Annotated in this window: 6 protein-coding genes, 1 tRNA gene and 1 pseudogene; 5 read left to right on the top strand and 3 right to left on the bottom strand. The window is 71.0% G+C overall.

Annotation, left to right across the window (positions count from 1 at the left end; genetic code table 11):
- Both HUV01_RS10450 and HUV01_RS10445 read left to right on the top strand, forming a co-directional pair.
- Positions 1-309 (top strand): annotated as a pseudogene (locus HUV01_RS10450) (DNA polymerase III subunit delta); the annotation flags it as partial.
- 78 nt (positions 310-387) lie between these two features.
- On the top strand, positions 388-1,335 hold the full coding sequence (locus tag HUV01_RS10445; RefSeq protein WP_174298203.1) for an MBL fold metallo-hydrolase: 948 nt from the start codon (positions 388-390) through the stop codon (positions 1,333-1,335).
- Positions 1,336-1,400: 65 nt separating this feature from the next.
- Here HUV01_RS10445 and HUV01_RS10440 read toward each other — a convergent pair.
- Positions 1,401-1,471: transfer RNA gene (locus HUV01_RS10440), tRNA-Gln, on the bottom strand.
- A gap of 162 nt (positions 1,472-1,633) precedes the next feature.
- Here HUV01_RS10440 and HUV01_RS10435 point away from each other — a divergent pair.
- Both HUV01_RS10435 and HUV01_RS10430 read left to right on the top strand, forming a co-directional pair.
- Positions 1,634-2,731, top strand: a complete 1,098-nt coding sequence (locus tag HUV01_RS10435; RefSeq protein WP_174298202.1) for a Ppx/GppA phosphatase family protein — start codon at positions 1,634-1,636, stop codon at positions 2,729-2,731.
- A 94-nt stretch (positions 2,732-2,825) separates the two neighbouring features.
- Entirely contained in the window at positions 2,826-3,482 is a 657-nt protein-coding gene (locus tag HUV01_RS10430; RefSeq protein ID WP_174298201.1) for an RlmE family RNA methyltransferase, read from the top strand.
- 249 nt (positions 3,483-3,731) lie between these two features.
- Here the strand turns inward: HUV01_RS10430 and HUV01_RS10425 are convergent, their stop codons facing one another.
- Together HUV01_RS10425 and rpoZ are read right to left on the bottom strand one after the other, a co-directional pair.
- On the bottom strand, positions 3,732-4,481 hold the full coding sequence (locus HUV01_RS10425; RefSeq protein ID WP_174298200.1) for an SIMPL domain-containing protein: 750 nt from the start codon (positions 4,479-4,481) through the stop codon (positions 3,732-3,734).
- Between the two features lie 141 nt (positions 4,482-4,622).
- Positions 4,623-4,964 (bottom strand): DNA-directed RNA polymerase subunit omega, encoded by a 342-nt coding sequence (gene rpoZ / locus HUV01_RS10420; RefSeq protein ID WP_174298199.1) that lies wholly within the window; start codon positions 4,962-4,964, stop codon positions 4,623-4,625.
- 118 nt (positions 4,965-5,082) lie between these two features.
- Here rpoZ and HUV01_RS10415 point away from each other — a divergent pair, with 118 nt between their 5' ends.
- Positions 5,083-6,258 (top strand): phospholipase D-like domain-containing protein, encoded by a 1,176-nt coding sequence (locus HUV01_RS10415; protein WP_174298198.1) that lies wholly within the window; start codon positions 5,083-5,085, stop codon positions 6,256-6,258.
- Positions 6,259-6,727: the final 469 nt, after the last annotated feature.

The raw sequence follows: 6,727 nt of genomic DNA, 5'->3' as shown, positions 1-6,727 counted from the left end.
GCGGACGCGGGCGCGGCGTCCGTGCAGTGGTTGCGCCAGCTCGCCAGGCGCCTGGTGCTGCTGATCGAGCTGAGGGTGGAGGCGGACGCCGGCAACGATCCCGCGGCATCGATCGCGCGCCGGGTGCACTTCTCGGAGCAGGACGCCATCGGCCGTGCCGTCCGCCGGTGGAGCGCGGCGCGCCTGTCGCGCGCGCTCGATCTGGTGGTCGCCGCCGAGCGTGCCGAGAAGTCCGCCGCGACCGCCGGCCGCGTGCTGGCGGATCAGATGGCGATGACGCTGGGCCGCGCCGCCGCCGACCGGCGCTGATCGCCCGGCCCGTGGCTGCCGTCGGCGGTGTACGATCTTGTATTTGTCTCGGGACGCGGCAGTCGGTACGCCGGTGCCATGAAACGGCAGATCACGATCCGGGTCGCGCGGGTGGCGGTCGCGGCCATCCTCCCCGCACTGGTCGGCGCGGCGGCGCCATCCATCGCGGCCGGGCCGGGCCGGTCGGAGTCGGGCCAGGTCGGGCCGCGCTTCGCTCACTGGATCGACGGCACGCCGCCCGCCGAACCCGAGACGCAGGTTCAGCGGATCGACGCGGACACGGTCGTCATCCGCCAGTCCGTCAGGACCAACTTCGAGGCGCCGTTCCTCTATCTCCTGTTCGGCAGGGAGCGCGCGCTGCTGATCGACACCGGCGCCGGCGGCCTCGCCATCCGGCCGGTGGTGGACCGGCTGATCGCGGATTGGCGTGCGCGGCATGGCGGCCGGCCGATCCAGCTCGTCGTCGCGCACTCGCACGGCCATGGCGATCATCACGCGGGGGACGCGGAGTTCCGCGATCGTCCCGACACCGTCGTCGTCGGCCTCAAGCCCGCCGACGTCACGGCCTTCTTCCAGCTCGAGGACTGGCCCGACAGGAACGGCCGATACGACCTTGGCGACCGCGCGCTCGACCTCGTTCCCACGCCCGGCCACGAACCCGCGCACGTCATGTTCTACGACGGGCGGACGCGTCTGCTGTTCTCGGGCGACATGCTCTATCCGGGCCGGCTGTATTTCCCCAGCGACCAGCTTGCGACGTTCCGGGCGAGCGCCGAGCGGCTGGCGGCCTTTGTGGGCACCCATCCGGTCCGCGCCGTGCTCGGCGCGCATATCGAGATGACGGCGACGCCGGGACAGGACTATCCGATGAAGGCGGCGGCGCACCCGTCCGAACATGCGCTCGCCCTGCCGCCATCGGACATCGAGGCGCTCCGGCAGGCAGCGGCGGCGGAAACCTCGCCGCCGACGATCGACCGCCACGCCGACTTCATCCTCTATCCGGTTCCGCCCAGACCCGCCCCCTGACGAGGCGCCGACCATCCTGCCGGTTCGAGCCCGGCCACGTCTGTCGTCGGATACCGGCCAGCGGGATGCCCCGTGAGGATTCGAACCTCAATTAACGGAGTCAGAGTCCGTAGTCTTACCATTAGACGACAGGGCAACGCCATCGCGGCCTTAGGCGGGGAGGTGGCGAGGGTCAAGCTGCGTGGCCGGTGAGGCGTACCGCTTGTGGGGGATCGGACGAGCCGCTACCCTGGCGTCAAGTACCTAGCGCAACGGCCCGCCGTCCGCGCGACGGCAGACCCGAAACCAGGACACGGCAATGGGGGACGCACCCGCCACTTGGCCGTACCGGCCCGATGCCCCACCCGCCGGTCCGCCCGCCGACCCGTTCGCCGTGCCGCCGCCCGGGAGAGCGCAGGGCGATCGCGGGCGCGGGGACCATGGCCAGCCGCGGCATTTCGCCGCGCTGGACCTTGGCACCAACAACTGTCGGCTGCTGATCGCGCGGCCCGCGGGCGCCGACACGAACGGGGGCTTCACGGTCGTCGACGCCTTTTCGCGCATCGTTCGGCTGGGCGAGGGGCTCGCCGCGACCGGACGGTTGAGCGATGCGGCCGTCGACCGCACGATTGCCGCGTTGCGCGTATGCGCCGACAAGCTGAAGCGCCGCCACGTCCTGATCGCGCGATCGGTGGCGACCGAAGCGTGCCGTCGCGCCGCCAACGGCCCCGCCTTCGTCGAGCGCGCGCGCGCCGAGACAGGCATCCACCTCGATGTCATCTCGGCGGAGGAGGAGGCGCGGCTGGCGGTGCTGGGCTGCCATGCGCTGATCGAGCCGGGCGACGATCCCGCGCTGGTCTTCGACATCGGCGGCGGTTCGACCGAGATGGTGCTGGTGGACACCGGACGCGCCGGGGCGGGCGAGCGGCCGCGCGTGCTCGACTGGCATTCCGCGCCATGGGGCGTCGTGTCGCTGACCGAGAGCGTGGGCGGCGGCGCCGACGCGGGCGAGCGTGCCGCCGCCTATGCCAGGATGCGCGCGGTGGTGACGGACGCGGTCGCGCCGTTCGCCGCGCGCCTACCGCGCGGGCTCGCTGCGCCGCGGTTGCTGGGGACCAGCGGCACGGTGACGACGCTGGGCTCCGTACACCTTGGCCTGTCGCACTATGACCGGTCGGCGGTGGACGGGCTGGTGGTGCCGGCGGCGGCGATGCGCGCGATCAGCGCGGGTCTGGCGGGCATGTCGGTGGCGGAGCGCGCGGGCGTGCCGTGCATCGGCACCGAGCGCGCCGACCTGGTGGTGGCGGGCTGCGCGATCCTGGAGACGATCATGGACCTGTGGCCCGCGCAGCGGATCGGCATCGCCGACCGCGGCATCCGCGAGGGGATCCTGAAACGCCTGATGGGGGATGGGTGATGACGTTCGATCCGCCCAGGCTCCTGTCCGATCCGCTCGCGCGGATGCGGCGCCGCCCTCCCCCTCGCCTCCCGACGACCGTTCGGAGCGCAGCATGAGCCGCGGCGGATCGGGCAGCCAGATCAAGGTACGCACCGCGCGCGGTCGGACGGCGCAGTCGCAGCGGTGGCTGGAGCGGCAGCTGAACGACCCCTATGTGCGCCGCGCCAAGGCGGAGGGGTATCGCAGCCGCGCCGCCTACAAGCTGATCGAGCTCGATGAACGGTTCGCGCTGCTGAAGGGCGCGCGTCGTGTCCTCGACCTCGGTCTCGCGCCGGGCGGATGGAGCCAGGTGGTGCGCCGCGTCGTGCCGGCGGCGACGGTCGTGGGCATCGACCTGCTGCCGGTCGATCCGATCGACGGCGTGACGATCCTGCAGCTCGATTTCATGGCCGACGCCGCGCCGGGGCTGCTGATGGCGGCGCTGGGCGGGCCGGCGGACCTCGTCCTGTCCGACATGGCGGCCAACACCGTCGGCCATCCGCAGACCGACGCGCTGCGCACGATGGCGCTGGTGGAGGCGGCCGCGGCGTTCGCGGCCGAGGTGCTGCGCCCCGGCGGCGCGTTCGTCGCCAAGGCGTTCGCGGGCGGCGCGGACCATGCGCTGGTCGCGGGGCTGAAACGCCAGTTCGCCACCGTGAAGCACGCCAAGCCGCCCGCGAGCCGCAAGGGGTCGGTGGAGTGGTATCTGGTCGCGCAGGGGCGCAAATAGGCGCGAGCGCCGGTGCGCGGAGCGCAACGTGCGGCCCGGCCGACGGACGCCCGAGCGCCAGCGCGCAGGGACGACCCGTTCGACGTCACGCCGGCGGCTTTGCCGTCGGCCAACCCTTCGTCTCGCACCACGCATTCCGCGCCCGGCAGAAAGATCCGAGCTTCCACCGGGATGACAAGCGATGTGTCAGGCATATTGCTTATTGCGGCCGGCCCCAGCACGAACGGGTCCGACGCATCTTGGCCGGCGTCATGGCGTGATAGCGTAGACCACCGAAACTCGTGCCCGCGTCTCGACAGGCGAGGGCGTCAACTCCACGATGATCGGTGCCCCCGCTATTCCTGGAGATGCTGAACGGCGCGACGCCGTCACCACTATGTCCTGCGCGTCAGACCGATCGGGGTCGGTCGACACGGACAGCAGCCGGCCGAGGCGCACGCCCGATCCCTCCGCCACCGCTTCTGCCTTGCGACGGGCATTGGCGAGCGCGGCGGCGAGCGCCTTGCGCTCCGCATCGTGCGGCCGCGACAACGCGAAATCCTCGACACGCGGATTGATCGCCCCACCTCGCCCAAGAAGGCCCACCATCGTGCCGACCTGCGCGACGGCGCCGGTATCGATCGTGGCGGTGATCAGCGCCGTATAGCCGACGATCGAACATGCGCCGCTGGCCAGATGGGGCGAGTCGTCGTCGGATTTGCATCGGGAGTCGCGGACTTCCTGGATCGTCACCTTACCGGTGTGGATCGAGATCGGCTGGGCAAGGATCGCGACGGTGTCCTCGATCCGCTGTCGAGTCGCGACCAGCGCGGCGATGGCCATGTCGCTGGTCGCGCCCTCGCCGCGCACGGCGTATTCGATCGTCGCGCGGTCGGGCGGAGTCTGGACGCTGGCGGTCGCGGCAACGCTGATGTGGGGGGAGTCGTCGGGGCCGGCGAACACGGGTGTGGCGAACAGGGCGGCTGCGGTGATGGCAGTTACCGGGTGGACGGCACGCATGATATCGCTCTCCCCACTGTCGGAGGAGCATAACGCGGGCAACGCAAGAGACAAGAAACCGCGCCGTCACCCGGCACTGGCGTGCCGCTGGCCGGAGTGCGGCTGATTCGCGGATAGCAGCCTCGCCGCTATCCTTGGGCCTTACTCGTAATCGCCGCCCAGGTTCTGGTTCCTCGGCGGGGCGGCGGCGGTCAGGCGAAGGGCCTCGGCGGAGGCGGACAGGCTACCGATCGCGTCGGGCGCCTCCTCGTCGTCGATCTGCACCTTCTGCAGCTGCGAGACGATCGCCTCTCCCAGTTGGTCGGGACGCACCGTCTGCTCGGCGATCTCGCGAAGCGCGACCACGGGGTTCTTGTCGCGATCGCGGTCGATCGTCAGCTCCGCGCCGCCCGACACCTGACGCGCGCGCTGGGCGGCGAACAGCACCAGGTCGAAGCGGTTGGGGATCTTGTCGACGCAATCCTCGACGGTGACGCGTGCCATGGGACGCTTCCTTCATTGGTACCGGAAGTTCGGAAAGCGGGACGCATAGGTGGTTCCCGGTTCCCGGTCAAGGAAACCGCCCGCTTGCGCCGCGCCGCCTGCGCCCGCATCGCAAGCCATGGCCGAACCCCCGCCCCAGCCCGTCTTCACCGTCGCCGGCGATGCGCTGACGCTGCTCGACAGCGGGCCACGGCGCCTTGCCGCGTTGCTGGAGCTGATCGGGTCGGCGCGCCGCTCGTTGCGGCTGGTCTATTATACCTACGCCGACGACGACACCGGCGCGCGGGTGCGCCAGGCCCTGCTCGACGCGCAGACGCGCGGCATACGCGTGCGGCTGATCGTGGACGGGTTCGGCAGCGACGAGGCGTCCGACGCCGATTTCTTCGCGCCCCTGCGCGACGCGGGCGTGTCGGTCTGCCGTTTCGAGCCGCGGTTCGGGCGCGCCTATCTGCTGCGCAACCACCAGAAGCTCGCGCTCGCCGATGCGGAGGATGCCGGCGTCGCCCGGATCATCGTCGGCGGCTTCAACGTCGAGGATGATTATTTCGCCACCGCCAGCGACGGCGGGTGGCGCGACCTGGGGCTGTTGCTGGAAGGCGGGGCGGCCGCGCGGATCGCGGGCTATTTCGACGCGCTCGACGCCTGGATCGAGTCGGGAAGGGGCATCCGCCACCTCAATCGCGCGCTGCGGCGCTGGAGCGAGAGCGAGGGCGCGCTGCGCTGGCTGATCGGCGGCCCGACGAAAACCCTGTCGCCCTGGGCGAGGGCCGTGCGCGACGACATGCGCGCCGGACGGCGTGTCGACGTGGTGGCCGGGTATTTCACCCCGAGCCCGACGATCCTGCGCCGGCTGGACCGCGCCGGGCGACGGCCGGAGGCGGACGTGCGGGTGGTCACCGCCGCCCGGTCGGACAACAAGGTGACGATCGCCGCCGCGCGCTTCACCTATGCGGGACTGTTGAGGAAGGGCGTGCGCGTCTTCGAATACCGGCCGGCGAAGCTGCATACCAAGCTGTACGTGATCGACGACGCGGTGTTCATCGGATCGGCCAATTTCGACCTGCGCAGCCTGTTCATCAACCTGGAGATCATGCTGCGGATCGAGGATCGCGCGTTTGCCGATCACCTGCGCCGCTATGTCGACGGCGAGGCCGCACAGTCCGACGAGATCACGCCCGCCGCATACCGCAGCGCGACCGGCATCGTGCAGCGCGTGAAACAGTTCGCCGCCTATCTGGCGATCGCGGTCGCGGACCCCGGCCTGTCGCGCGGGCTGAACTTCGGAATCGATTGAGGCCGCAATCGATGCAGGGATCGAGGCCGGAACCGCCATGCCGCGGCGGCGGGCGCCTCAGATCAGGATCATCACCACCAGCATCGTGAACGCGGCGGACAGGCCGCTGAGGCAGCACAGGTGGCCAAAGGCCATCTCGTCGAAATGGGGGTCGCCGCGGTCCATGCACGCTCTCCTGCGATCGGCCGCCTCTGGCGGTCCAGTTGCGGAAGATATCACGTCGGCGATCCGACGCAAGCCGCCGTCGGCCTGCTGCGATGCGGCACATTTGTGCGACAATTGGCGCATAGGCGGCGGGACTTTCGGGAAGGGACTGATTCCATGCGCGGTTCGCGCGGATGCCTGCTGGGCGTCTCCATGCTGTCGTTGCCCGCCGCGCTCGCCGCGCAGCAGGCCGCACCCGTACCGGACGCACCGGCGAGCGCGGCTCCGGCGGCCGCGCCGGCTCCCGCAACCGGCGGCTATCGTC

Source organism: Sphingomonas bacterium (genome assembly GCF_903643035.1).
In the GTDB taxonomy this organism is placed as follows: Bacteria; Pseudomonadota; Alphaproteobacteria; order Sphingomonadales; family Sphingomonadaceae; genus Sphingomonas.
Note: the sequence above shows the minus strand (reverse complement) of the source record. Positions and strands in the feature narration are given on the sequence as shown.